Source organism: Paenibacillus sp. P22 (assembly GCF_000469945.2).
Taxonomy (GTDB): domain Bacteria; phylum Bacillota; class Bacilli; order Paenibacillales; family Paenibacillaceae; genus Paenibacillus_O; species Paenibacillus_O humicus.
In genome coordinates this window covers 19,963-43,584 of the sequence record NZ_CBRA020000129.1, presented here as the reverse complement: position 1 = coordinate 43,584, position 23,622 = coordinate 19,963, and the positions used below count along the sequence as shown (strand labels likewise).

Annotated in this window: 20 protein-coding genes and 2 pseudogenes; 6 read left to right on the top strand and 16 right to left on the bottom strand. The window is 59.9% G+C overall.

From position 1 onward, the window contains the following. The 5 genes from BN871_RS17750 to BN871_RS17730 all read right to left on the bottom strand — a co-directional run. Window positions 1-432: ABC transporter ATP-binding protein (locus BN871_RS17750; RefSeq protein WP_048748172.1), on the bottom strand; the 432-nt coding region annotated here is incomplete at its 3' end. Between the two features lie 4 nt (window positions 433-436). Next, window positions 437-2,839 carry an ABC transporter permease gene (locus tag BN871_RS17745; RefSeq protein ID WP_048748171.1) on the bottom strand — a complete coding sequence of 801 codons (2,403 nt, stop codon included), beginning with the start codon at window positions 2,837-2,839 and terminating at the stop codon, window positions 437-439. A 53-nt stretch (window positions 2,840-2,892) separates the two neighbouring features. Next, window positions 2,893-3,330, bottom strand: coding sequence for a hypothetical protein (locus BN871_RS17740; RefSeq protein ID WP_048748170.1), 438 nt, complete (start codon window positions 3,328-3,330; stop codon window positions 2,893-2,895). A 36-nt stretch (window positions 3,331-3,366) separates the two neighbouring features. Continuing rightward, complete coding sequence (locus tag BN871_RS17735) at window positions 3,367-4,386, bottom strand: efflux RND transporter periplasmic adaptor subunit (RefSeq protein ID WP_048748169.1); 1,020 nt, start codon at window positions 4,384-4,386, stop codon at window positions 3,367-3,369. Next, window positions 4,370-5,059 (bottom strand): ABC transporter ATP-binding protein, encoded by a 690-nt coding sequence (locus tag BN871_RS17730; RefSeq protein WP_048748168.1) that lies wholly within the window; start codon window positions 5,057-5,059, stop codon window positions 4,370-4,372. Before BN871_RS17730 ends, BN871_RS17735 begins: the two co-directional genes overlap by 17 nt. Window positions 5,060-5,340: 281 nt before the next feature. Between BN871_RS17730 and BN871_RS17725 the strand changes: the two are divergent. The 4 genes and pseudogenes from BN871_RS17725 (at window position 5,341) to BN871_RS17710 (ending at window position 9,491) form a co-directional block, all read left to right on the top strand. Further along, a pseudogene (locus BN871_RS17725) lies at window positions 5,341-6,691 on the top strand (ABC transporter substrate-binding protein). A 108-nt stretch (window positions 6,692-6,799) separates the two neighbouring features. Beyond that, entirely contained in the window at window positions 6,800-7,690 is an 891-nt protein-coding gene (locus BN871_RS17720) for a carbohydrate ABC transporter permease (RefSeq protein WP_021879304.1), read from the top strand. A 23-nt stretch (window positions 7,691-7,713) separates the two neighbouring features. Next, window positions 7,714-8,538 (top strand): carbohydrate ABC transporter permease, encoded by an 825-nt coding sequence (locus BN871_RS17715; protein ID WP_373864518.1) that lies wholly within the window; start codon window positions 7,714-7,716, stop codon window positions 8,536-8,538. Window positions 8,539-8,759: 221 nt separating this feature from the next. Next, window positions 8,760-9,491, top strand: coding sequence for an SDR family NAD(P)-dependent oxidoreductase (locus BN871_RS17710; protein WP_048748166.1), 732 nt, complete (start codon window positions 8,760-8,762; stop codon window positions 9,489-9,491). Between the two features lie 200 nt (window positions 9,492-9,691). On the opposite strand, the gene BN871_RS17705 is transcribed toward BN871_RS17710, so the two are convergent. The 11 genes and pseudogenes from BN871_RS17705 to BN871_RS17660 all read right to left on the bottom strand — a co-directional run bounded on the left by BN871_RS17705 (window position 9,692) and on the right by BN871_RS17660 (window position 21,256). Next, the gene (locus BN871_RS17705) at window positions 9,692-12,100 is read right to left on the bottom strand and encodes an FtsX-like permease family protein (protein WP_048748165.1); all 2,409 of its coding nucleotides are present in this window, start codon (window positions 12,098-12,100) and stop codon (window positions 9,692-9,694) included. Window positions 12,101-12,105: 5 nt separating this feature from the next. After that, on the bottom strand, window positions 12,106-12,864 hold the full coding sequence (locus BN871_RS17700; protein ID WP_021879301.1) for an ABC transporter ATP-binding protein: 759 nt from the start codon (window positions 12,862-12,864) through the stop codon (window positions 12,106-12,108). 94 nt (window positions 12,865-12,958) lie between these two features. Continuing rightward, window positions 12,959-14,383 (bottom strand): HAMP domain-containing sensor histidine kinase, encoded by a 1,425-nt coding sequence (locus BN871_RS17695; protein ID WP_021879300.1) that lies wholly within the window; start codon window positions 14,381-14,383, stop codon window positions 12,959-12,961. Between the two features lie 22 nt (window positions 14,384-14,405). Next, window positions 14,406-15,104, bottom strand: a complete 699-nt coding sequence (locus BN871_RS17690; protein ID WP_021879299.1) for a response regulator transcription factor — start codon at window positions 15,102-15,104, stop codon at window positions 14,406-14,408. A gap of 255 nt (window positions 15,105-15,359) precedes the next feature. Beyond that, a complete protein-coding gene (locus BN871_RS17685) occupies window positions 15,360-16,751 on the bottom strand; it encodes an aldehyde dehydrogenase (RefSeq protein ID WP_048748164.1) in 1,392 nt (463 codons plus the stop codon). 29 nt (window positions 16,752-16,780) lie between these two features. Beyond that, complete coding sequence (locus BN871_RS17680; protein ID WP_048748163.1) at window positions 16,781-17,083, bottom strand: helix-turn-helix transcriptional regulator; 303 nt, start codon at window positions 17,081-17,083, stop codon at window positions 16,781-16,783. Between the two features lie 177 nt (window positions 17,084-17,260). After that, on the bottom strand, window positions 17,261-18,250 hold the full coding sequence (locus BN871_RS17675; protein ID WP_048748175.1) for an aldo/keto reductase: 990 nt from the start codon (window positions 18,248-18,250) through the stop codon (window positions 17,261-17,263). A gap of 38 nt (window positions 18,251-18,288) precedes the next feature. After that, window positions 18,289-18,702: a hypothetical protein gene (locus BN871_RS17670; RefSeq protein ID WP_048748162.1), complete on the bottom strand. Its 414-nt coding sequence runs from the start codon at window positions 18,700-18,702 to the stop codon at window positions 18,289-18,291. Window positions 18,703-18,708: 6 nt separating this feature from the next. Further along, window positions 18,709-18,828 (bottom strand): annotated as a pseudogene (locus BN871_RS30300) (TetR/AcrR family transcriptional regulator); the annotation flags it as partial. A 350-nt stretch (window positions 18,829-19,178) separates the two neighbouring features. Then, window positions 19,179-20,555 (bottom strand): MFS transporter, encoded by a 1,377-nt coding sequence (locus BN871_RS17665; RefSeq protein ID WP_232313155.1) that lies wholly within the window; start codon window positions 20,553-20,555, stop codon window positions 19,179-19,181. 83 nt (window positions 20,556-20,638) lie between these two features. Continuing rightward, window positions 20,639-21,256 (bottom strand): TetR/AcrR family transcriptional regulator, encoded by a 618-nt coding sequence (locus tag BN871_RS17660; protein WP_048748161.1) that lies wholly within the window; start codon window positions 21,254-21,256, stop codon window positions 20,639-20,641. A 217-nt stretch (window positions 21,257-21,473) separates the two neighbouring features. Here BN871_RS17660 and BN871_RS17655 point away from each other — a divergent pair, with 217 nt between their 5' ends. After that, window positions 21,474-22,901, top strand: a complete 1,428-nt coding sequence (locus tag BN871_RS17655) for an MFS transporter (protein ID WP_021881186.1) — start codon at window positions 21,474-21,476, stop codon at window positions 22,899-22,901. After that, window positions 22,898-23,569 carry an MBL fold metallo-hydrolase gene (locus tag BN871_RS17650; RefSeq protein ID WP_021881187.1) on the top strand — a complete coding sequence of 224 codons (672 nt, stop codon included), beginning with the start codon at window positions 22,898-22,900 and terminating at the stop codon, window positions 23,567-23,569. The genes BN871_RS17655 and BN871_RS17650 overlap by 4 nt, the downstream gene beginning before the upstream one ends. The last annotated feature ends 53 nt before the right edge of the window (window positions 23,570-23,622 follow it).

The window sequence follows — 23,622 nt, the reverse complement described above, 5'->3', positions numbered from 1 at the left end:
GCCGCCGGACAGCTGGTGCAGTCTGCTGCCGCGGCGATGGCCGAGGCCGACCGCCTCCAGCAGCTTCTGCGCTCGATCACGGCGCGGCTTCCCGCCGAGCAGGAGAGGCAGCTCGACATTTTCCTGAGCGGTCAGGTAAGGAATGAGGTTGCGCGCGTTGTTCTGCCAGACGAAGCCGACACTGCTGCGCTTGTACTCGACGAGATCCCGCTCGCTCATCTTGAGCATGTCGCGCCCGTTCACGACCAGCTTGCCGGCTGAGGGACGGTCAAGTCCTCCCAGCATATTGAGAAGCGTCGACTTTCCGCTGCCGCTGTTGCCGATGATGGCCATCAGCTCGCCGGACTCGACCTCGAGATCGAGTCCCTGCAGGGCGAATACCTTCAGCTCGGCAGCCTTATAGATTTTGACGAGCCCTTCGCATTGAATCATTCCATCAATCCTCCCCGAGCTTGAGCGCTTGATGGATCCGGCTTCTGGACAGCATGATCCCGAGCACGGTCAAGCCGATCAGCAGCGTCATGCCGACCATCCCGTACAGCTTGGCGAAATCGCCGGCGGCAAGGACGACCCGGAATGGCGGGACGAGAGCTGCCGGATCGAATGCAAGCTGAAAATTGGGGACGAACAGGCGGCTCGCCGAATAGCCTGCGGCCATGCCGATCAGGACGGCCGTCCCCGATGTGAGAAGCTGCTCCAGGGCGAGCATGCCGATCAGCTGCCGCAGCGACAGGCCGACGGCCCGCAAAATGCCGTTTTGAAGCGTACGCCCTTTCAAGGTCAGTATCCAGTACAGCATGAACCCGGAGAAGGCGACGAGAATCGAGATCAGGAAGCCCAGCGTCAGGATGCCGTTGAGCGCCATGAAAAACGGATCGTTTTTGGCTCGCGCGAGCTCATCTCTCGTATTCGCGATGCTGGTCAAGTTCAGGCCGGCATGGGAAATGCCCTCGTAGAGCCGCGCCGTGGAGGCGCCGGGCTTCATCTTCAGCCAAACCTGATAGGGCTCTAGCGCGAGCTGGAACTGAATGCGCGACAGATGGCCGACGATGAGCATCGGCGCGCTGCCGGAGGCGGAGCCTTGAGAAGCCTGCAGGCCGTCCGCCGCTCCCGGATTCGGATTGAAGGATGGAAAGAAAGGCAGGATGCCGTATACGACGAACGGCTGCGGATCGATCTTGTCCCAGCCGGCCCAGATCGTGTCGCCGGGCTTCACCTTCTTGTCTTCGGCCAGCGTCTGGGAGATCAGAACCGCGCGCGGATCCGGGGCGATCAGATTGAGATAATCGGCCAGCGGATAACGGGGGATGTAGTCGCCGAACCAGGCCGTCTCTCCGAAATCGTCCGTATCGATGCCCATGAGCTCGGCGGTGCCGCCGCTTCCGCCTGCGGTGAAGGCGGCCTCCTTCTTGATGAACACTTTCGCCGCGTGTTCGACTCCGGGCAGAGCCGGGTAGGCGTCGAAGGGAGGCTCCGTATAATGAACGACAGGGGCGTCGGTCCCGGCCGCCTTGGCTTCTCCGCCGCCAGGCGAATAAGCCGAAGCGTCCGCCGGCACATCGGTCTGCCACGGGCCGGAGAGGACGAAATCCGCTCCGTTGCGGTACCGGATCTGTTCCTCGCGGTTGTTGTTGATCGTCCTGGCTGCCCCCGCGCTGAACACGCCGGAGGCGATCGTCAGGATGAGGAAGAGCATAAGGAATTGATACTGGACGAGAGAGCGGCTCACCTGGATCAGGGAAGCGTACCAGGCCGGCGGCCACCAGCGGCGTCCAAGCCTGTAGACGGCGGCGAGCAGCAGCGGGTAGAGGCGCAGCAGCAGCAGGCCGGCTCCGATCATGAACAGCGCGGGCATGACGAACTGAAGCGGATCGATCTGCAGGTCATCCGAGCCGAGGCCGAGCGTCTTCAGGCTGTTCAGCCGTTCCCGGAACGTATAGAGACCGTAGAAGGAGATGCCGAGCAGGATGATGTCCACGAAAGCTTTGCGCCATAAAGGCGTCTGGCCGGCTCTTGCCAGTGACTGCTTGTGGCCGACGATCGTGACGCGCGTGGCGGTGATGACGGGCAGCAGCGTCATGGCGAAGGCGATGGCGGCCGCCGCTCCCGAGTAAGCGAACGCCTCGGCGCCGACATGGACGGGAAGGCTGGAGCGCTGGACGAATTGCAGGAAGCCGCTCGATGCGCCGAGCAGCTCCGTCAATCCGGATGCGAGGTACGGTCCAGCCGCGAAGGCCGCTCCGGATATCAGGAGCCCTTCGGCGGCGAACGCAGAGATGATCTGCAGCCTCGATGCGCCGCGGCTGCGAAGGACGGCGATCTCGTTCTTCTGCCTGCCGGCGATGAGATCGGAGACCATGTACATATAGAAAGCGAGCATGATCAGCACCGGGATATTGAGGGACCACATCAGCGTGGCGAGGCGCTGCGACCGTTCCTCGTAGCCGCCGATCGCCGCGGCGGCCGGGACGTCGAACTTGGTTTGGCTGACCGGAACGAGCTTCGCTGCCGCGCTTCGGATAGCGTGATCGGTGTTCTGGAAAGGCTGTATATCGCGCAGCGTCATCTTCGTATAGTCCAGCACGAAATACCAGCTGGCGGAAAATAGGGGGGCCTTGCGGGCTGTCAGCATCTCCTGGGCGAACAAGCCTTCATCCATGACGAAGACGCGGTTGTAATCATCCAGCGACGGGTCGCGGAAGAAGAGATCGCCTTCCTGCTTGGCGCCGAAAATGCCGACGGGCTTCAAGCGCAGATGCAGGTCGAGGCTGTCGTCGTCGAGCTTGACGATCCGTCCCAGCACGAAGTCGAGCTCCCGCAGCGTCCGCTGGTTGACCATGACTTCATAAGCGCCGTCGGCATCCGGCCGCGGCGACGGCAGCCGGCCGTCGATCAGACGGATATGATTCTGGATGCCGCTGACGGAGCGGACGGCTCCGGTAGGCTTGAGCTGCTTGGGATCGGCGGCGGAGCTTCCACCTCCAGCACCAGCTGCTCGGTCTGCAGCTCGGCCGCAGCCTGCTTGAGCGGCAGTCCGAAGCCGGGGATAGCCTCGTCCTTCATGAACCGGTCGAGACTGGAGACGGCCTGAAGCTTCTTATCCGGCTTCATGTCCATCAAGGTGATTTTGGAGAAATAAGTGCCGGAGTGCACCCCCGAATCCAGCTGCTGCCTTTCAAGATCCTTCACGAGCATACGGGAGAGGATGGCGTCGGAGTAGACGGGCATGGTGCTGACGAGGCCGGTCGTCAGCGCCATGCCGAGAAGCAGGCTGGCGGCCAGCCATTTGTTGTTCGCCATCTTGCGGAGGATCATCGTCAGCAGGGCCATGGCCGGGCCTCCTCTAAGAACGGGATAAGAGAGCGGCTATTGGAGGACAATGACCTGTCCCTCCTTCAAGCCTTTCAAAATCTCCACCTCGGTGGAGCTGGAGATGCCGGCCTCGACATCGGCTTCCCGCAGCCGCTTGCCGTCCTCCAGCAGCCGGACGAACGTCCGTCCCTGGTACGTCCGCAGGCCGCTCTTCGGAATGACGAGCGTATGGCTGCGCTGCTCGGTGATGATGAGGACGCTTGCCTGCGTGCCGATCCCTGCACTCTCCGGCAGTCCCTGGACGCTCAGGTACAGGGTGGAGGCGTATTTGTCCGCCAGCGCCTTGTTCGGCGTCTGCGGAGCCGAATCCGGCGTCTGCACCACTTTGGCCGCATAGGTCTTGTCCTCGATCTTCACTTCGGCCGGCGAGCCGAGCTTGACGCCGCCGAGATCCGCTCCGGAATCGATTCCCATCGCCAGCCGCAGCTTGGATGGATCCGAGACGACGGCGAGCGTCTGGTAGGGCGCGACGAGATCTCCTTCCTGAAGCGAGTCCGCGAACGTGACGACGCCGCTGAGCTTGGCGCGGATGACGGTATGGTCCAGCTGCTCCTTCAGCCTCTCGTATTTGAGCTGCTCGATATCCAGCTGCAGGCCCGCCAGCCGGCGCCCTTCCTTGTCGGATGAGGGCAACTGCTTCAAGGCATAAGCAGCGCGCTCCGCAGCCAGCTCCTGTTCCTTCACCTGCAGGTCCAGCCCGTCCACAAGCAGCCGGGCCAGCACGTCTCCGGCCTGGACGCTGTCGCCGGCCTGGACTTCGATCTTCTCCAGCCTGCCTGCCTGACCCGATAATTGGGCGCGGTCGGTGCGCAGGGATTCAAAAGCTCCGGTGCCGCCGACTTCTTTCCGGACCGTTCCTTCGGCAACTTCGGCCGTCCGGTAGTTTTCCGTCGCGGGCTTGACGAGGGGCGGCTTCAGCTCCGCTTCCTCGCGCGGAAGAAGGGAACAGCCGGATACGGCCAGGGACAGGACGAGAAGCGCGGCTGCAGCGGATCTATTAACGGACTTCGGCAATGTGGCCATCCTCCAATTCGAATACGAGATCGACAATCTCCATGACGGCGGGGTCGTGGGTGGCGAGTACGACGGTCAGGCCTTGCTGGACAAGCTCGCGAAAGGCTTTCATGATCGTCAGGCCGGTCCGGCTGTCGAGCTCGGCCGTCGGTTCGTCGGCAAGGACGAGCCTCGGCTTGCGGGCGATCGCCCTGGCGATGGCGGTGCGCTGCTGCTCGCCTCCGGACAGCTCGAACGGCCGGTGATGCATGCGTTCCGCGAGTCCGACCTGCTGTAGGGCTGCGATTGCGGCAGCCTGGCGTTCCTTGGCGGGCACTCCCGCCACCCGAAGCATGAATTCGACGTTCTCGTAGGCGGTCATGAGCGGCACGAGAGCGAACGACTGGAAGATGAGGCCGATTTCGGTGCGCCGGAGCTCATCCCGCTGGCGCCCGGTCAGCTTCGTGAGATCGCGGCCGCCTAGCTCGATGCTGCCTTCGGTCGGCGTATCGAGAGCGCCGAGCAGGTTGATCAGAGTTGTTTTGCCGGATCCCGATCTTCCCTTGAAGGCAATCAGCCTGCCTGCCGGAAGGGAGAGATCGATTCCCTTCAGCACGGTGACGGAGCTCTTGCCCCGGCCGAAGGTGCGCGTGATGCCGGAAGCCTGGAGAATAAGCGGGGAATCTGCGGGCATGGATCGTTCACCTCCCAAGGTTCCATTCCTTTACCCTTAATTTACTTCATCTGGGAACGGTTGCAAGGTCAGAATCCATCCCGGTTATGTCGGATCTTATGATCTTGGGCTGCTGGTTCGCGACATCCCGGGCGGCCGGAGGTGCGAAATCGCGACAACATGGGCCTGAACGTACTAAAGGGCCAAGTCCGGCCGTATGTTGGTATTGGCATTTCGTAAGCGTTTGCATCGTGAAGCGGATATCGGGAGGGGATTCCATGAGGCCAGGCAATCGGAGGCTGATGGCTGCGGGCGCAGTCGTCATGTGCACGGTGATGGCGATAGGCTGCAGCAGCCAGTCCGGAGACGGCGGCAAGACCAGCTCCGGCAAGACGACGGTAACCATTACGTACAGGGATGACGGAATCGGAGAGAAGGGCGTTCTGTACAAGTGGATCAAGGAGGTCGCCTCCACGTTCCCGGACAAAAGCATCGAGATCAAGCCGACTCCGATCCAGGCGTCGGAGGGCGATTATTTCGCCAAAATCGCACTCGCTCTGAAGTCCAAGGACACCGCTCCCGACATCGTGACCGAGGATACGTTCATCCTCAACTCCGACGCCGCAGCGGGTTACCTGGAGCCGCTGGACGAGAGGCTGAAGGGCTGGAAGGACTGGAGCAACGGCTCCTTCATCGAGGCGATGAAAAAGGGCGTGACGGCCAGCGACGGCAAGGTGTACGGAGTTCCCTACAACACGGATTCCAGGGGACTCTGGTACAACAAGGATCTGTTCAAGAAAGCGGGATTGCCGGAGGACTGGAAGCCGAAAACCTGGGATGAGGTGCTGGACGCCGCCAGAGCGATCAAGGCCAAGGTGCCGGATGTCGTGCCGATCTGGATGAACATGGGCAAGGCGACGGGCGAGGCGACCTCGATGCAGACGTACGAGATGCTGCTCTATGGAACCGGGGAGAGGCTCTACGACGACGCCAGCGGCAAATGGGTCACAAAGAGCCAGGGAATCACCGATGCCCTGTCCTTCATCGAAACGGTCAACAAGGAAAAGCTGGGTCCCCCGCTCTCCAAGGTGCTGAATGGGCAAGCGGGCAATACGGCGTCGCGGGAGTACTTGCCGAAGGGCAAGCTCGCCATCTCGCTCGACGGCTCGTGGATACCGGGCAATTACCTCGACGGCGGAGCCGCCCCCGTGGCCGGAATACAAGGATGTGCTCGGCTTCGCCCCGATGCCGACGAGCAAGGGGCAGGCGCCGGGCTCCATCACGCTGGCCGGCGGCTGGGCGCTCTCGATCCCGAGCAACGCCAAGCATAAGGACGCGGCATGGGCATTCATCCAGTACGCTCTGAACAAGGAGAACACCGCCAAGCTGGTCATCGCCTCCGGCAATATTACGGTTCGCGCCGACGTGTCCAAGGACCCGGCCTACACGAAGATGCCGTTCAACGAAATCGCTACCGATTACCTGAAAAATGCGGAGTTCCGCCCTGCGCAGGATAAATATCCGGAGGTGTCCACCCAGATCCAGGCGATGGTGGAATCGGTCGCGACCGGCACATCGCCGGCGGATGCGGCCAGCAAGTACGCGCAGGACGTATCGAGAATCGTGGGAGCCGACCATACGATGGAGAAATAACATGCCTGCCGCGGCCCCGGATCGCAAGAAGGTCCGGGGCATCGGCATCCGGGCGAAGCCGGCGGCGGGACGTCCGCGCAGCGGAATATCCGATAGGAGGGAACGACCATGAGCTCCATAGCGGCCGCCGTGCCGGGCAGGACGCGCAAGAACCGGACGTGGATCTACTTTCTGCTTCCGTCCGTCGCCATCATGCTGCTCTTCTTCGTCTATCCGATTCTGCTGACCTTCTTCTACTCCTTCACGAATCTGGCGCTGACCGGGGAATCCGCGAAGGAATTGAAGTTCATCGGCATCGACAATTACACGCATATGTTCAAGGATCCGACGGTGCGGACGGGCATCTGGAACACGATCGTCTTCCTGTTGGGATCGGCGGTCATCGGCCAGCAGGTGCTGGGCTTTCTGATCGCGCTGCTCATGAAGCGCAAGAACAAGACGTTCCGTCGCATCATCGGCACGGTCGTGCTGGCGGGATGGGTGACGCCGGAGATCGTATGCGCGTTATGCCTGTACAGCTTTTTCGGAGACGAAGGCACGCTCAACGCCATCCTCGGATTTGTCGGAGCGAAAGGAATCGCCTGGCTGTACACGATGCCCATGTTCACGGTCATTCTGGCGAACATCTGGCATGGCACCGCCTTCTCCATGCTTGTGTTCCAGGCAGCGCTGGACGATGTGCCGAGCGAGATCGAGGAGGCTGCCGTCGTGGACGGCGCTTCGAGATGGCAGATTCTGATCCGGATTACGATTCCGTACATCAAGGATTCCATCACGACCAATATGATGCTCGTGACGCTGCAGACGCTGGGAGTGTTCGGCCTCATCTACGCGATGACAGGAGGCGGGCCCGGCACGGCGACGACGACGCTGCCGATCTTCATGTACAATCAGGCCTTCGTCAATTATCAGCTCGGATACGGAACCGCCATCTCGCTGCTGCTCCTGCTGATCGGAATCGTGCTGAGCCTGTTCTACATCCGTTCGATGAAGTCTTAAGGAGAATCCGCCCTATGAAGAGGATGAAACGCAAGCATGCGGTCCGGATGGTTCCCTATGCCATCCTGGCCGCCATCGGCCTTTGCTTTGTTCTGCCCCTTTTGTGGGTGCTGGTCGCGTCCGTGGACCCCAATGCGATGCAGACGCTGAAGATGCCAAGCCGCCTGACCGGAGGGAATTACGCGTCCGTGCTGTCGGACAGCGGCAACCAGCGCGCGTTCGCGATCGGACTGCTGATGTCGCTCGGCCAGGCCGTGCTCGTCGTGCTTCTGGCTTTGCTGGCGGCGTATCCGCTCTCCCGGTATCAGCTCAAATACAAGAAGCCGTTCATGCTGACGGTGCTGTTCATGACCTCGCTGCCGATTACGGCGGTCATGGTGCCCGTGTATCAGTTGTTCCTGAGCCTCAAGCTCTACGACAACGTATTCGGCGTCGTCCTGTTCTACGTCGCCTCTTCGATGCCCTACGGAATCTGGATGCTCAAGAACTTCCTCGATGCCGTTCCGGCCGATCTCGAAGAGGCGGCTTGGGTAGACGGCGCGTCCGTATTCGCCGGAATCCGCAAGGTCGTGGCTCCGCTCATGGTGCCGGGCATTTGCACCGTCGCGATCTTCACCTTCTCCGGCAGCTGGGGAAATTTCTTCGTGCCTTACATCCTGCTGCAGTCGCCGGGCAACTTCCCGGCCTCGCTCAAGCTGTACCAGTTTTTCGGCCAGTATGGAATGGCGGATTACGGCAAGCTGGCCGCCTTCTCGGTCATGTACGCCATGCCGTCCATCGTGCTGTACGTGCTGTCCCAGCGCTTCATGTCCAAAGGGTTCGGGCTGCAGGGCGGGACGAAGGGGTAGGAGGTTGCAATCGGATGCGGAGGGAGAGCGGAAAAGACGAAAAAGGGGCGGCTGCCTGCGGGATGCCGTCCTTTTTTTTGCATGAGATCTGGCAGGATAAACCAAACTAGGAAGCCGGTTCGGAAATATCCTTTAGTACTGAATTAATAAGGGCGGCAAAGGGTAATGACAGGACAGGAGAGGCAAGACAGAAAAGACCAGCATACGAGGAGGAAGACAGCATGAGATTCAAGGATAAGGTCGTTGTCGTAACGGGCGGGGCGAGCGGAATCGGAGAAGCGACCGCGCGCAGATTCGCCGCGGAAGGAGCCTCGGTGGTCATCGCGGATTTCTCGGAACACGGACAAGCCGTGGCGGACAGCCTCGAAGCGGGACTGTTCGTCCGCACCGACGTGACCAGGGAAGATCAGGTGCAGGCGATGGTGGAGCAGACGGTCGCCAAGTTCGGCCGCCTCGACATCTTGTTCGCCAACGCCGGGATCGCCCATGACGCGCCTGCGGACAAGCTGGCTTCCGACGCCTGGCAAAAAACGATCGACATCAACCTGTCGGGCGTCTTTCTATGCGGCAAATACGCTCTGCAGCAAATGCTGAAGCAGGGCGGAGGCGGCGCCATCGTCAACTGCGGCTCCATCCACAGCCATGTCGGCAAAGCGGGAGTGACCGCTTATGCCGCAGCCAAAGGCGGCGTCAAGCTGCTGACCCAGTCGATGGCCGCCGACTACGCCGGCAAAGGCATCCGCGTGAACGCGGTCTGCCCGGGATATATCGACACTCCGCTGATCGGAGGCCGCAGCGAGGCGGTCACCGATCATCTCGTCGGCCTGCACCCGATGGGAAGGCTCGGCAAGCCGGAGGAAGTCGCCGCTGCCGTCCTGTTTCTCGCCAGCGACGACGCTTCCTTCGTCACGGGAGCAAGCCTGCTCGTCGACGGCGGCTACACGGCTGTTTGACGGAAGAAGAGGAGAGGCGAGTTCGTCATCGAAGGCGGCGCCACGGCCAGTAAGCCGAGCTTCGCTCAAGCCTCCGGGATAATGCCCGGATTGGGCTGGCACAGGCGCTTCGCAGAAATACCCCCCTTGGAATGGAAATCGGAACGTTCCGATCCACTCCCGAGGGGGGTGTTTTTATGGAAATATGGAGAGGCAGGCCGCTATTCTGCCGTCAGAATGCGCGGAGAGGTCGTCCGTATGGCTTTGGACGATGCCCACGAGCCCGCGAAGGCGGCGGCGACAGGAATGGATGCAAAGGCCGGAATTCCGGCCCAGTGGAGTATGACCGGCAGCTCGACGATGCCGTAGCCGGCGAGAACATTCTCCAGCAGGAGGGGCAGCGCATAAACGCCGACGAGGATGCCGAGCATGGATCCCAGAAGCGCAAGAGCCGTTATGCCAAGCGCGACGGACATCCGGATCCGTGTTGAGGTCATTCCGATGGATTTATAGATGCCGTAGGTTTTGCTCTCTCTTCGCATATTGATGCGGCAGCTGCTGTAAATAATGATGAAGGCCACGAGGACGAACAGCGCTCCGAGCAGGCTTATGGGATAGACAAGGATGTCGGCGGCTTCCTTGAAGACGGAATCCAGCAGCGTTTTCTGCGTCACGACGGAGGCGGAGCCCTTGAAGGCGGCGTCGAGGCCGCTCGCGACGGCTTCAGCCGCCTCGATGTCCTTGACGTTGATCAGAGACACGTCCATATCGTTGAAGGACGGACTTGCCGCCCGGGCGGCCTCGATCGTCACCCGCGCCGAATACGAGGCGTTGGCGATCGACTGATAGACGCCGGTGATGAGCAGCGATTGCTTTTTGCCCTCGATGTAGATGTCCACGAAGTCGCCCGGCTCCTTGTCCAACGTTTTGGCCACGTTGACGCCCAAGGCGATTTCATTGTTCTGGCGGGGATTGCGCCCGCTCAAGGTTCCGAAGCCCATCTGCTCGTAGCTGCCGTCCAGGACGCTCAAATAAAGGCTCAAAGGCTGTCTGCCGGCCGCTTTGCCGCGGCCAGAGGGCTCCGGACTCACGACCGCGGTCCGGTTTCCCTGCCAGCTCGCATTTTTGATGCGGGGGTCGGCAGATAAGGCGCGCTCGAAATCGCTGCGGGAGAACGTGGTTTTATTGACGACAATCGCCGCGACATTGGCGGAGTCGTAGCCCCATTTCGCTGTCGTCTGCTGAATGTGGATGATGCTGTTCAGCAGGACATAACCGAGCACGAGCACGGAGGAGGCCGCCATCGTGAGCGCCAGCATGAGAGCGGAGACTTTTCGGTTCTTGATCAGGTTTCTCAAGCCGATGACCGCGAACACAGGCAGCCTTCCGAATTCAAGCCGGCTCGCGGCGGCCTCGTTCAACGCTGCGGCCCGTCTGCTTTCCGTTTCGGACATGCCGTACCGAATCGCCTGGGCAGGCTGGATGGAGCGGGTCCTGCCGGCCTGCCAGGCCGCGAACAGGACAACCAGGACGAAGACAAACAGTCCGACGAGCATGGCCGTGCCGATTCCATGAACAGCCAGCTCCTCGTTTTTCGTCTTCAAGGAGGACACGGACAGGTTCAGAATCGCTTTGGACAGCAGGATGCTGAGGGCAAGCCCCGGAAGGATGCCCAGGCAGGCCAGCAGGCCGTATTGGCATACATAGGCGAGGACCGTGCCGCGGGCGGTCAGGCCGAGCGACTTGATCACGCCTATCGTTCGGTAGTGGGCGAGAATGGCGTCGGATAGGGTGAAGCCGATCGTAATCAGCGCGATCAGCATCATGACGAGCCCGAGGACAATCATGATGAAGCCGATGATCTGATTGATGATCAGGTAAAAGGAGGAGATGGCCTCGAACTCCATTTTGGTTTCGAGGAAAGGTCCGCCAAGCTCCCGCGCAAAGCGGTCCCAATAACCGGCTTGGCTGCTGTAATCATCGAACCGAAGCCCGATCATGCTGCTGTCTGTGCCTGGGAGAGGCGTCATCGAGTCCCGGTAATCGTCGCTGTTCATCCATATGCGGGCCGTATTGGTGAACGGCGCTCCGAAAGGGACGTCGATCACGACGGCGGAAACCCGCTGCTGCAGCTGCCCCGATCCGGTGTGGAAGGAAATCTTGTCTCCGACCGAAATTCCGTACGAATTGGCCATCGAGGTTGGAATCCATACCGTTCCCCTCTCCGGAGCATCGCTTTGGACGCCCTGCGCGAAAACAAGAGTGTCCACGAGCAGGGGCGGTTCGGGCGTATTCATCATGTACAGATAGAGATTGGGGGCGTCATGGCCGTTGTAGGTAATTCCGGATAGGGCCCGGAAGCGCAGTAGCCGGGAGGTTTCGACGCCTTGCTGCGCCTCCCACCATTGATGGACGAACTGCGGATCATGCAGTCCTTTCTCCAGCAATAGGAGCTGATGCGATCCATGGGTCTTGTCGTGCATGTCGGTGAACGAGCGGCCTGTGTTGGCCATGACGATTGCCGCCGTCGCGACGAGCAGGGTGGACAGCAGGATGAGCAGGGAGACGAACAGGTTTTGCGTTTTGCTGTTCTTGAGGCGGGAGCGGCACAGCAGCCAGATTGCAGCCATGGAGATCACTCCTTCCCGGTAACGAAGGCAAAGAGGATGGATTCCTTGTCCCCGGTGTCGCTGCCGTCATATTTGTCGAATTCGAGAATGCCGCCGACTTTTCCATCCCGGATCAAAATCAGGCGGTCCGCCCTGCAGGCAGCCTTGATATCATGCGTGACCATGACTACCGATTGTCCGGCCTGGTTGATGCGGGTCAGAATATCAAGCACGGCGGTGCCCTGCTCGATGTTCAGGCTGCCGGTCGGCTCATCCGCGAAGATGATGTCCGGCGAATTGATCAATGCCCGCGCTATCGCCGCGCGCTGCTGCTGGCCGCCGGATGTTTGCGAGGGAAGCCGGCTGTTCTGTCCGTCGATTTCCATCGCCTGCATCAGCTCGGCCGCTTTTGCTTTTACGGCGCTTTTCTTGCGGCCCGCGATATAGCCGGGCAGAGCGATATTGTCCCGGATGGATAGATCGGGAACCAGGTTGATGCCCTGATAGACATAACCGATCGTTGCCGCCCGGAACTCGGAAAGCTCCTTCTCGCTGTAATGGTCGATGCGCCGGTCGCGGAAATGCACCTCGCCTGCCGACACCTGGTCGAGTCCGCTGAGCAGATAGAGCAAGGTGGACTTTCCTGAGCCCGAATTGCCCATGATGACGGTGAAATCCCCTTCATAGATGTCCAGATCCACATTGCGGATGGCATGATAGGGCTCCTTGCCGGTCTGATAGGTTTTGCTGAGGTTTTTGGCGCGCAGGATCGTTCTCTTGGCCACGAAGCATCACTCCCGGATTGTCTATGATAAGGAGTGTACCTCCCGGATCTTTTAGAAAGCTTATCAACTTATTGCGGAAATATTACAGAGCCGATCACGACAAGGGCAAAGTGAAGGAAAAGGCCGTTCCTTGGCCCTGCTTGCTGGCGAAGGAGAGGGAGCCGCCGTGGGCCTCGACGATCGTCTTGCAGATGGAAAGGCCGATTCCGGTCCCTGTTTGGGGAATCATACCGCTGTCTGCAGGGGGTTGACCCCGGTAATAACGCTCCAGGATAAAGGGCATGTCCTGGGGCAGAATGCCTCTGCCCGTGTCGGACACGGTGATTTTCAGCTTGCCTGCCTCCAGTCCTGCATCCACTTGAATCGTGTCGCCGGGAGAGGAGTTCTTGATGGAATTGAAGACAAGATTGGAAATGACCTGCTCGATGCGGACGGCATCGATCCCGATCAGCACATTGGGCATATTCTCCGGCTCTACATAGGACAGGCCGCTTGTCCGCACATAATGGCCGATAGGCGTCAGCATCCGGCGGAATACGTCCCGGCTGTATTGCTCCCTGGGCTCCACGGCGATCCGTCCCAGATCGCGCAGGGCATGAAGGAGGAGATCCTCCGTCAGCCGGGCCATCTTATCGATATGGGACCGCATGACGCCGACATAGTCGAGCATCGTCTCCTTATCCGTGCAGACATCTTCGAGAATGGCATCCGCATAGGCTTTTATCGTCGTAATCGGCGTTTTGATCTCATGGGAAATGTTGGCGATGAGTTCCTTTTGCGCCTGATCCTGCTTGTTCTTCCGGATGCTCGAATGCAGGAGCTCCATCCGCATCCCGTCAAACATCGCATAGAGATCTCCCATCTCGCCCGCTTCCGGATAGGCGGCCGTCTCCCCGTAGTTTCCTTTCCGGATTTCTTCCGCATGGCGCTTGAGCCGGACGAGAGGAGATAGGAGGCGGCGGTCTATGCTCCATCTCATGTAGAAGAGCAGGCTGGCGATGGAGAGGAAAGAAACCGCAAGGACAAGCAGCAGAAGAGCGGGGCGAAGGGCGGATTCCGGCTGGACAAGCCTGTCCTTCGCCAGGAAGTAAATGGCGTTTCCGACCTGCTTTTGCGAAATTTCGTCCAAGACCGGAAAAGCGATCTTGAACTCCCGCTTGGCCGAATACAGGTCGTAGTGAAGCTCGCGGTTGGCGTTGTCCACTCCTGGAAGAAGGGAGTCGGACGAGCGGAAGGAAACCGTCCCGTCCAATCGGGCGTAGGCCAGGTCCACCTTGCTCGCGGCCGCCAGCCTCTTCAGCTCGGCCTGCGCCTCTTCGGTGCCGCTTCTTTCGTGGTTTTGCTCGAGATAGAGCATAAGCGGATTGACCGCCAGCCGAACCTGATTCATGACATGGGCGGGAGAAGGCTCCCGTTCTGCGGAGAAATCCTTCGCCGCCATATAGGAGGTGCTTCCGGCAAGCAGGAGAAGCAGCAGGACAGCTGCCATCCATCGTTTGAACCCGTTGCGAAATGACATTTTTCATCCCCAGACGCATTTGTTAGTCGACGCTGAATTTATAGCCGACGCCCCATACCGTTTTGAGATAGACGGGATTGGAAGGGTCGGCCTCAAGCTTTTCCCGCAGCCTTCGGATATAGACGGTGACTGAATTCTCATCGCCATAGGCGGCATGTCCCCACAGCGCGTCCAGCAGCTGGGCTCTTGAGAACACCTGGTTTTTGTGGCTGGCCATATGGAACAGAAGCTCGAATTCCTTGGCGGACAAGGCGATCTCTTGCCCGTCTGCCATAGCTTTATAGGCTTTGCGGTCCAGCTCCAGTCCTCCGAAGCGCAGCCAATCCGGATCATGGGCCGGCGCGGCCAGGCGGTCATGCCGGCGGAAGTAAGCGTTGATGCGTGCCAGAAGCTCGCTTAGCGAGAACGGCTTTGTCATATAGTCATCGGCGCCGAAGCCAAGCCCGAGCACCTTGTCCGTATCGCTGGCGCGGGCGCTCAGAATGAGAATAGGCACCTCGCTCCGTTCCCGGATCTCGCGGCACAGCTCGATGCCCTCCATATCGGGAAGCATGAGATCGAGAATGACATAATCCGGCTGAAGCAGCTCGATGATCTTCAAGCCGTCCCGGCCGTTTCCGGCCACGGCGGCTTCATAGCTGTTGCGGGTCAAATAATCCCGCAGGATGCGGGAAATATCCTTTTCATCCTCGATGATAACAATTTTTTTAAGTCTATTCATGTGACCATCCTTTTCAGCATGCGCATGATTCCGATCATAATTTTTTCCTCGATATCCTTATTGTAGCCGATGCGGCGCCCGGTTGGACAGCCATCTGCGCGCAGCAAAAAAACCTGCCTCATGGACATGGACAGGTTTAAAAAATTCTCCATCGGCTGTTTTTCCGGGCCTGCTCTCCTGCCGGAGCGGAGAAGCTCGAGGAAAACGGGCAGCCTGCGTCTTTACGGGAAGAACGCAGGCTCCTGCGAAGCGGCGCTACTTCAAAATCTTCCTGATCCACTTCAGCTTGTCTCCGTATGGCGGGTACAGGAAGCTGGAGTTGAACTTCGTGCTGCGCTTCATGACGCTCTTCTTGTGGGAGAACAGCTCGTAGCTGTGGCGCCCGTGGTAAGCGCCGATGCCGGAACTGCCGATGCCTCCGAACGGAAGCTCGGGATTGACGATATGGGAGATCGTGTCATTGACGCTGCCTCCGCCGAACGGCACGCGGGCCAGCACCTCCTCTTCCACCTCCTTGCTGGAGGTGAACAGATAGAGAGCCAGCGGCTTGGGACGGCTGTTGATGAGACGGATCGCTTCATCCAGGCTTTCGTACTCGAGGATGGGAAGCAGGGGGCCGAACAGCTCCTCCCGCATGGAAGCCGAGCGGTGGAAGTCGGCCTCCAGCAGCGTCGGCTCGATATAGAGAGAGTCCCGGTCTCTTTTGCCTCCGTGAAGAATGGTTTCCTTGTCCTGCTCCAGCACGTCCGCGAGCCGGTCGAACTGGCGGGCGTTCACGATCCGGCCGAAGTCCGGGCTGACGGAGGCATCTTCTCCATAAAAGCGGGTGAAGGTTTCCTTCAGCCGGGCTGTCAGCTCCTGCTTGACCGATTTGTCCACGAGCAGGTAGTCCGGAGCGATGCAGGTCTGGCCGGCGTTCATCAGCTTGCCCCAGGCAATCCGCTGCGAGGCTGTTTTCAGGTCGGCCGTACGCTCGACGATGACGGGGCTTTTGCCGCCAAGCTCCAGCGTGACGGGAACGAGATTTTTCGCCGCGGCCTCCATGACGATGCGGCCGACGGGCACGCTGCCGGTGAAGAAGATGTAATCGAACGGAGCCGCCGTCAGAGCTGCGGTCGTTTCCTTCTCGCCTTCGATCAGGCGGATATAGGAAGGGTCGAACGTGTCCCGGATGAGCTCCGCGATGACAGCCGACACATGGGGCGTATTCTCGGAAGGCTTGAGCACGGCGCAGTTGCCGGCGGCGATCGCCCCTAGCAGCGGCTCGATCAGCAGCTGGAACGGATAGTTGAACGGGCCGATGATGAGCACGGTGCCGTACGGCTCCCGAAGGATGCGGCTGCTGGCCGGCATTTGGAATATCGGGGTGCCGGTCCGTTCGGGCTTCGCCCAGCGCTTGAGCTTGCGCGTCATCAGGCGCAGGCTGCTGAGCGTGTACCCGATCTCGGACATATAGGCTTCGGTTTCGCTTTTGTGCAGATCCTGGTAGAGAGCCTCGCTAAGGCGCTGCTCATACCGGCGTATCGCCTCGCCAAGCCGGTTAAGCTGCCCGATGCGGAAGGCGATCGGAAGAGTGGCGCCGGTGGCGAAGAAGCGGCGATGCTCTTGAAGAACGGCTTCGGCATCAGGGGGGCTAACGGTATTCATCCAGCTTCCTCCTCGACAATAAGGATGGCTTACAGGCAGTCTTCTTCCAGTGCGGCGAGAAGCTTCTTCAACAACGCGGCGGAAGCCCCCAGGGTGATGGAGTAATGGCGCTGCGTGCCCTGCTGCTCGCAGGCGACGAGTCCGGCCTGCAGGAGCAGCTTCAGATGGTGGGAGACGGCGGGCCTCGAGAGGCGGAGCTTGTCGGTCAGCTCGTTCACGGTCAAGGTTCCATGCTCATGCAGCAGCATCAGAATTTCCTGACGGTTGGAATCTCCCAGCGTCTGAAAGACAGGAAGGCATTCCCGCAGATGCTGAAGCGCCAGCTTGCCCATGGGAATCTCCTCCTTCTATTTATAGTCCAAAGGTTTAAAAACTTGAACGGTCGATGAAATCATATCATGAGTGCCCCCGGTTCTCCAAACCTGCGGCTGGCGCCGAGAAGCCGGTCCGGGCAGAGATTTCGGCGTCCGATCCAAACATGCCGAGATCGCTCCCGGGCTTGCTTCCGCCTATTTCTTCTTGAGCACATCCCACGAAGCGGCGCTGATGGCTTCGATCTCGCTCCGTGTCAAGGAGAGCTTCATCGCGCTGACGTTCTCCTCCGCATGCTTGACCTTTGTCGCTCCCGGAATGGCGAACACCGTCTGGCCATGGAAATGAATCATCCAGCTCAAAGCGACCTGGGTCGGCGTCGCGTCATGCTTGGCGGCGGTATGCTCCAGCAGCTCGATGAGCGGGAGCGATTTTTTCAGGCCGGCAGCCCGGAAGCCGGAGCTCCACCTTCTCGGCCCCTTGACGGCCCGAACCAGCGCTTCGCTGCGATGGAATTTGCCGCTCAGCAGCCCTTGCTCCAGCGGCGAATAAGCGATAATCGCAACGCCAAGCTCCTTGGCCGTATCCAGGCTGTCATTCTGCTCGATTCTGCGGTCCAGCAGGCTGTATTTGACCTGGTTGGAGACGAGGCGAAGTCCATGCTCCTTGAGCGCCCGGTCCGCTTCGCGCATTTTGGCCGCGGAGAAGTTGCTGACGCCGACATATTCGATTTTGCCCTGCTTCACCAGTTTCGCCATTTCGTTCATTTCGCTTGTTGCCGACGAGAAGGAGAACGGCTGATGCACCTGATGAAGATGAATCGTGCGGTGATCGAGCATTTGCAGCCGGACCCCGATCGTCGCGCCGATGCTGCGGGCCGTTCGGAACGCCGGCCACCATTTTGTCGCAATATGGGCTTCCTCCGCCAGAGGGCTGTTCGTTTCCTTGAGCGCCTCCGCCAGCATCTGCTCGGATTTCCCGCCACCGTAAACCTCGGCGGTATCGAACCAGTTGATGCCTCCCGCAAGGCTCGTCTGGACGATCTCGACGATATCCGGCTTCGGCAGCGCGGGCCAAAACTTGCCGATCAAGCCTTTGCCCCCGCTGAACTGCCAGCAGCCAAGCCCGAGCGGCGAAAGCATCAAATCCGAGTTCCCCAGCTTGCGGCGCGGAGCCGATGTCTCCATATTCATCCCATCACGTTCCTCTCGTTTTGAATTCACGTTCAAGGCGCGATGCCTTTGAAAAACAGCTCGAAGCTGATCGCCATCTGGTTGGACAGCCGATCGTCTCCCAGTCCCTTGCCCCAGTAAAGCAGAACGCCGTCATACGTCTGTACGGCCAGATCCGCGATCATCCGGGCAGGGATGGAAGCGTTGATCTCTCCTCTGAGCTGGGCGGAGGCGATAATCCCGGCGAGCATCTCCTTGAAGGGCTCGTTTTTGGTTTTTTCCAGCTCCAGCAGCTTCCGGTTGGTCAGCGTCGATTGGTTCAATGCGAGTATGAGCGGACGGTCCGGCGGAAGCTTGCGGCACATATCCATCAGGAACTCGCGGACGAGCGGAATGATCGGACCGGGATGCTCCGCCAGCTTCGACAGCTCCTCGGCAGCGAACGTCAGCTGAATGTCGCAGAGCACCTCTTCCTTGCTTTCAAAATAATTGAAAAAGGTTCCTTTGGCTACGCCGGCATGATCGGTAATCTGGTTGACTGTCGTCTCCGCGTATCCATGCCGGGCGAACAGCTCCAGCGCGCAGCGGACGATGGCGTCTCGGGTCGCTTTTTTCTTCTCTTCTCGGTTGATCGGAACCAGCTCCAGACAACGTATATTCGGCCGAAAGTGGACTGTATTGATTTATGACCCAAAGTACACGGTTTAAATGTCGCTCTACATACAGCATCTTTTTTTAAAAAAAATCGGTTCGTTGCAATCGAGCGGAACGAATGGTTCCATTGTATGCGGATAAATGACTATTGGTCAAGTTAATGAAATACACCCCAGCCGCGCAAGCGTGGAGCACGCCAGTTCGAAGCCCGGTTTTACGATGCGCCTTCATCGGCATGCTGAACAAGCCCGGGATTGCTCCCGGGCTTGTTTCTTGTCCATCGAATTCGTCATACGGCTCCGGCTGTGCCTTCGCCGCCGCGAGTCTGCCTGGACGCAAGGCAGTACCAGGCCAGCACGGCCGACGAAATCAGGCTGACTCCCAGCAGGACGGCATAAACCTTGGAATAGCTGTCGGCAGCGGGCAGAGCGGAATAATGATGCAGCAGCAGGCCGCATACGGCGGTGGAGACCGAGCCTCCGAAAAACTGCATCAGCTGCATGAAGCCCATCCCCGAGCCGAGGGATTCTCTCGGCAGCAGCTGCGACGTCTCGTTGTTCAGCGATGCGGTCGAGGCCGATATGGCCGGCGAGAATAGCAGATAGCCGCACAGGATGAAGGCGGCGGAACGGGACACGCCGAGCATCTGGGCAAGCAGCACCCCGGCCAGCACGCCATGCCCGATGAGCAGGAACAGCCGGTTGCCGAAGCGGTCGATCCAGCGGCCGACGAACGGCGTGAGAATCGCGGACAGGACCGCTCCCGGAGCGATCGTGAGGCCGATCGCCAGCGGAGAGCGCCCGTACAGATCGGCCAGGGCGAGCGGCATCAGGAACAGATTGCCGAGGTTCATGACGAGCACGCACCAGCCGACGGCCAGCAGCTTGCGGTAGCTCCGGTTTTTCAGCAGTCCGGAATTGAGGAAGGGGGACCGGCTGCGGCGGATATGCCATACATGGACGATCAGCGAGAGCAGGCTGACGGCAAGCCACCACGGCGAGAGCCTCGTAATTGCGAGCAGCAGCGACAGCGCGTTGATGACGGTGAGAGCCGCTCCGGCCGCGTCGAAGCCGCTGGAGGGCGGGGCGTCCTTCGGCAGCAGCCGGAGCAGGAAGGGCATGACGAGCAGCACGAGGCAGGTGAAGCCGAACAAGCCGTTCCAGCCCCAGTATTCCGTAATCAGGCCGCCGACGATGGGACCCATCCCGAAGGCCATCGCGCTGCCTGCCGAAATCATCGCAATGGCGCTGCCTCTGCGGTTAGCCGGCACATAACGTCCGGCGATGATCAGGCCGAGGCCGGCCATGACGCCCGCGCCGGCCGATTGCAGCAGCCTCGCGGCGAGCAGGATCGCGAAGCTGCGGGCGAACAATCCGGTCATCGAGGCGATGCCGAGCACGGTCAGGCCGATGACGAGCAGCCGCCGGAGCGGCACGGAATCCGAGAGCCGGCTGTAGATCACGGTCGAGAGGGCATATCCGATCGAGTAGCCGGAGATGATCCAGGAAGCGAGATCCGCCGTAATATGGAGATCCCGGATGATGCTCGGCATGGAGACATTGAACATGGTGGTGTTCATGATGACGATAAAGAGGCCGCAGGTCCATACCGTCATGATCAGACGATCGTTGACGGGCTGCGGCGATGATGCGGAAGCGGATGACAAGGTCAAGGATTCCTTTCCAGGTTTTCTATACTGATTTCGTATATCCTATTTTAGAAGGAAGTCTTATTCTTCGCCAGCTCGCTTCACCCTGCATTCAATCCTAGAAACGAAAGGAACAGCTGTTCCAGGAACGTTTCCGACGACATGCCCCTTGTCTTCTTTTGGAACAGATAGAAATCGCTGCTCAGTGCGGTCAGCAGCAGATCGGCGGTGAAGATGCTGTCGGGCTGATGCTGCCCTGCGGCCGCCATTTCATCAAGCAGCCTGACCAGCAGCCCATGGAGCTCCTCGTAGAGAGGACTCGCCGCTCTGGCTTGAAAGCCTCTTCCGGAGGAAGCGGGATTTTCCACACCGGCGAGAAGCTGGACCTTCTTTTCCCTGAACCTCAAAAAGAGAGCGAGAACCCCTTGAAGCCGCTCCCTTGGAGGAGCGGAAGCATGAAGCTCGAGGAAAGCCTCCATTTCTTCGAACAAGAGCACCACCGTATCCTTGATGAGATCGAGACACAGCTCGCTCTTGTTGCGGTAGCGGCGGTACAGCGTTCCGGGCCCGATTCCGGCTTCGATGGCGATCTGGTTCATGCTGACATTCTCGACTCCGTGCCCGTCGAACAGCCGCTGGGCGGCATCCAATATCCGCAGCCGGTTCTCGGCGGCGTCCCGTCTTTCCATTCGAGGGGCTGGTATTTTATCATCCTTCATTTTCGATCCCATCCTCAATCCAGATAGAGAAGGCTTCATTGACAAGCGGAGATGTCTCCGCTTAACATGAAGAGGAGAGCTCTCCGTTTATAGGCACCCTTCCATCATAACCAACGAAAGAGGTGCAGTAAACATGCAGCAGCCATCCTCAAACGCCGCGCTTCCGGTCATGGACATGCAGAACGGCATCGTGTCCCGCTTCGCCGGCCAGACGTAAGTGCCGGAGCCTTTTCAGCTGGCAATAGCGGCGGCCCGCAGCCATGGGATTCCGGTTATTTTCGTAAAGCTCGCCTTCCGCAGCGGAGCTCCGGAAATCAGCATGCGCAACAAGGGGTTTTCGGTCTATGCGGGAGCGACCGATAGGGGCGAATCCGATCCGTTCTCGCAAATTCATGAATCGGTTCAGCCTCTGCCGGGCGAGGCGGACGGAAAGGAAGTCTTGGTCATGCCGTTATGGAAACGAAATATGATCTTCTGCTGGTTCGGCATGTTCGTCACCGGCGTGGGGATGAGCCAGATCGCGCCGATCATGCCGCTCTACATTCAGCATATGGGCGTGCACAGCTCGGCCTCGATCGCGCGGCTGTCCGGATGGGCCTTCGGAGTTACCTTCATTCTATCCGCTGTCTTCTCGCCGATCTGGGGCGCGGCAGCCGACAAGGTCGGGCGCAAGCCGATGCTGCTGCGGGCCAGCCTCGGCATGGCTGTCGTCATCTTCTGCATGGGCTTCGCGGCGAATGTGCCGGTCCTGATCGGACTGCGGCTGCTGCAGGGAGTCATAACCGGCTACAGCACGGCCTGTACCGCGATGATCGCGGCGCAGACGGATCGGGAGCATGCGGGCTGGGCGCTCGGAACGCTCTCCACCGCCAATGTGTCCGGAGGCCTTCTCGGCCCGATGATCGGCGGTTTCATGGCGCAGTCGTTCGGGCTGCGATACGTCTTTTTCATTACCGGCGCGCTGATGCTGGTCGCTTTTCTCACCACCGCTTTTTTCGTCAAGGAATCCTTTGTCCGGGAAGAGAAACGGAGGCCGGAGATGGGCGGGATATGGAGCTCGATCCCCGAGAAGGGCCTGACGCTCACCTTGTTCGTGACCTTCTTCATCCTCACCGTGGCGCTTTACTCCGCCGAGCCGATCCTTGCCGTCTACATGACGGAGCTGGCCCGAGGCAGCGGGCACATTGCCCTGATGGCCGGAATCACCTTCTCGGCATCAGGCGTGGCGACGATTGTCGCTGCTCCGAGACTCGGCAGGCTGTCCGATCGGATCGGGGCGCATAAGATCATTCTGGCCGCTTTGATTGCCGCCGGCGTCCTCTTCATTCCGCAGGCGTTCGTTGCCAATCCCTGGGAGCTTATGGGGCTCAGGTTTTTGCTCGGCCTGACCGCGGCGGGACTGACGCCGTCCGTGAACGTGCTGTTGAAGAAAATCACGCCTCCGTCCTTGACCGGCAGGATGTTCGGCTTTTCCATGTCGGCCGGATATTTGGGCGTGTTTGCCGGATCGGTTTTGGGAGGACAGATTGCGGCGTGGCTGGGCATCCGGTACGTCTTTTTCCTCACCGGCGTCTTGCTGCTGCTGAATGCGGCATGGGTCTATTGCAAGCTGTACGAACCGATAAAGGAGAGATCCGCGACATGAATGTCAAGCAAGTGTCGGAGCATATCTGGAGCTTGAAAGCCTGGATGATCATCCCGGTCCATGTGTGGGCGGTCGTCGGCAAGGACGGCGTGACCTTGGTTGATGCGGGCGTGCCGTGGATGGCGAAGAACATCACCCGCCTGCTGGACGGGCTTCAGGCGGGTCCGCTGCAGCGGATTCTGCTGACGCATGGCCATGCCGACCATGTCGGCTCGCTCAAGAAGCTTCTCGAAGCGAAGCAAGTTCCCGTATACGCTCATAGCCGGGAAATTCCTTATGCCGAGGGGCGGACGCCTTATCCGAAAAAAGACAAGGTTTCGGCCGGCGTCCCTGAAGGCACGCTGACAGCGCTGCCCGAAGAGGCATCGGGAGCACTGGCGACAATCGGAGAGTTGAAGCCGTATTTCACGCCCGGCCACTCGCCCGGCCATGTCGTTTATTATCATGAAGGCGATGATGTCCTGCTGGCGGGGGACTTGTTCAACTCGCGGAAGGGCAAAGTTCTCCAAGCCAGGTTCACGCCGGATCCGGACGAGGCGATGCGCAGCAGCGCCATCCTCAAGGAGCTGCGTCCGGCCAAGCTGGAAGTTTGCCACGGAGATACCGTCCTCCAGCCGGCGGATCAGTGGGATGCCCTGATGAAGCCATATGCAGGAGACAACAACTAAAGCCGCCCGGATGCATCCGGGCGGCTTCGCGGTCGGGACGGTCCATTCGGACC

What these genes read in the sequence shown, in the direction of transcription:
- BN871_RS17745 (WP_048748171.1), bottom strand. Translation starts at nt 2,839, where the DNA reads ATGGTCAACCAGCGGACGCTGCGGGAGCTCGACTTCGTGCTGGGACGG.
- BN871_RS17740 (WP_048748170.1), bottom strand. Translation starts at nt 3,330, where the DNA reads ATGGCCCTGCTGACGATGATCCTCCGCAAGATGGCGAACAACAAATGG.
- BN871_RS17730 (WP_048748168.1), bottom strand. Translation starts at nt 5,059, where the DNA reads ATGCCCGCAGATTCCCCGCTTATTCTCCAGGCTTCCGGCATCACGCGC.
- BN871_RS17720 (WP_021879304.1), top strand. Translation starts at nt 6,800, where the DNA reads ATGAGCTCCATAGCGGCCGCCGTGCCGGGCAGGACGCGCAAGAACCGG.
- BN871_RS17715 (WP_373864518.1), top strand. Translation starts at nt 7,714, where the DNA reads ATGAAACGCAAGCATGCGGTCCGGATGGTTCCCTATGCCATCCTGGCC.
- BN871_RS17710 (WP_048748166.1), top strand. Translation starts at nt 8,760, where the DNA reads ATGAGATTCAAGGATAAGGTCGTTGTCGTAACGGGCGGGGCGAGCGGA.
- BN871_RS17705 (WP_048748165.1), bottom strand. Translation starts at nt 12,100, where the DNA reads ATGGCTGCAATCTGGCTGCTGTGCCGCTCCCGCCTCAAGAACAGCAAA.
- BN871_RS17695 (WP_021879300.1), bottom strand. Translation starts at nt 14,383, where the DNA reads ATGTCATTTCGCAACGGGTTCAAACGATGGATGGCAGCTGTCCTGCTG.
- BN871_RS17690 (WP_021879299.1), bottom strand. Translation starts at nt 15,104, where the DNA reads ATGAATAGACTTAAAAAAATTGTTATCATCGAGGATGAAAAGGATATT.
- BN871_RS17685 (WP_048748164.1), bottom strand. Translation starts at nt 16,751, where the DNA reads ATGAATACCGTTAGCCCCCCTGATGCCGAAGCCGTTCTTCAAGAGCAT.
- BN871_RS17680 (WP_048748163.1), bottom strand. Translation starts at nt 17,083, where the DNA reads ATGGGCAAGCTGGCGCTTCAGCATCTGCGGGAATGCCTTCCTGTCTTT.
- BN871_RS17675 (WP_048748175.1), bottom strand. Translation starts at nt 18,250, where the DNA reads ATGGAGACATCGGCTCCGCGCCGCAAGCTGGGGAACTCGGATTTGATG.
- BN871_RS17660 (WP_048748161.1), bottom strand. Translation starts at nt 21,256, where the DNA reads ATGAAGGATGATAAAATACCAGCCCCTCGAATGGAAAGACGGGACGCC.
- BN871_RS17650 (WP_021881187.1), top strand. Translation starts at nt 22,898, where the DNA reads ATGAATGTCAAGCAAGTGTCGGAGCATATCTGGAGCTTGAAAGCCTGG.